The organism is Kitasatospora sp. NPDC057198 (assembly GCF_042670125.1).
GTDB lineage: Bacteria > Actinomycetota > Actinomycetes > Streptomycetales > Streptomycetaceae > Kitasatospora.
In genome coordinates this window covers 1-1,550 of record NZ_JBHUWH010000843.1, presented here as the reverse complement: position 1 = coordinate 1,550, position 1,550 = coordinate 1, and the positions used below count along the sequence as shown (strand labels likewise).

Annotated in this window: 2 protein-coding genes; one reads left to right on the top strand and one right to left on the bottom strand. The window is 68.1% G+C overall.

Going from position 1 to position 1,550, the window contains the following annotated elements; genetic code table 11:
- Nucleotides 1-279, bottom strand: a 279-nt coding sequence (locus tag ACFUEL_RS39550; RefSeq protein ID WP_380243039.1) for a hypothetical protein, incomplete at its 3' end; no start/stop codon positions are given.
- A gap of 189 nt (nt 280-468) precedes the next feature.
- Here ACFUEL_RS39550 and ACFUEL_RS39545 point away from each other — a divergent pair.
- Nucleotides 469-1,550: glycoside hydrolase family 11 protein (locus ACFUEL_RS39545; RefSeq protein ID WP_380243037.1), on the top strand; the 1,082-nt coding region annotated here is incomplete at its 3' end.

Here is a 1,550-nt window from a genome sequence, read left to right as displayed (position 1 = left end):
GGCGCGCTCCCGGAGCCGCCGGGCGGTCGGCGCGGTGGGCGTCATCCCGCCATGATCCCTTCCGGGGGCGGCCGGGTCGAACGGGTTTCGCCGCCCCCGAAGCGATCGATAGAAGGAGAGAAAGTTTCGAGGAAAACACCCCCTCAGGATCGGCCATTCCCTCCGGCCGCCGCCGACCCGAACTTCCTCGAAGTCGCTTCCCCAGCCAGCCGGTTCCCGCTCGACATCTCTGAGCAGCGGATATCTCCCGCCGGACGAATCTCCGGCAGCCTCGATCATTTCGCAAGCCTGTCGAAAGTGTTGACAGTCCGACAGTCGCGGGCCAGCATCGTCGCCATCGGCAGGCCCACGACTGCTGATCCGAGTCGACCATCGCGACCGGCCCCGGTGATCCCCGGCCGCGGCGCCGCACCGGGTCATGCCACGCCGCACCCCTTCCGTCCACCCCGCAGAAGAGGAAGCCCCCACGTGAAGCCCGTCCGTCCCACCCGAGGCAGCCGCCTCTCCCCGCTCGTCAGCAAGGCGTCCGTCCTTGCCGTGGCCTTCGCGGCCGTGCTCACCATCCCCACCTCGGCGAGCGCCGACACGACCGTCTCGACGAACAGCACCGGCACCGACAACGGGTACTTCTACTCGTTCTGGAGCCAGAACAGCGGCCAGGCGTCGATGACCCTGGGCGCCGGCGGCCAGTACAGCACCACCTGGAACAACGTCACCAACTTCGTCGCCGGCAAGGGCTGGAACCCGGGCACGACCGACGCGGTGACCTACTCGGGCACGTTCAACTGCAACGGCAACTGCTACCTGTCGCTGTACGGTTGGACCACCAACCCGCTCATCGAGTACTACATCGTCGACAACTACGGGAACTACAACCCGAGTTCGGGCGCCACCAAGCTGGGCTCGGTGGTCAGCGACGGCAGCACCTACGACCTGTACTCGACGCAGCGCACCGACGCCCCGTCCATCGAGGGCGACCACTCGAACTTCACCCAGTTCTGGGCGATCCGCCAGTCGAAGCGCACCGGTGGCACCATCACCGTGTCGAACTTCTTCACCGCGTGGGCGAAGGCGGGCCTGAACCTCGGCACCCCGAACTACGAGATCCTGGCCACCGAGGGCTACGGCAGCAGCGGCAGCTCCAACATCACGGTCAGCCACGGCACCGGCGGCACCGGCAGCCCGTCGCCCAGCCCGTCCGGCAGCACCAGCCCGTCGCCGAGCCCGTCGCCCAGCCCGAGCGGCGGCGGCACCGGCAGCGGCTGCACCGCGACCTTCACCAACTCGTCCGACTGGGGCTCCGGTTACACCGGCGCGGTGACCGTCAAGAACAACGGGTCCACCGCCACCAACGGCTGGAAGGTCACCATGACCTACGCCGGCAACCAGACGGTCACCAACCTCTGGAGCGGCACCTACACCCAGTCCGGCAAGGTCGTCACGGTGAACAACGCCGCCTACAACGGCGCCGTCCCGGCGGGTGGCAGCACCAACTTCGGCTTCAACGCCAACTACAGCGGCAGCAACGCCGCTCCGGCCCTCAGCTGCAC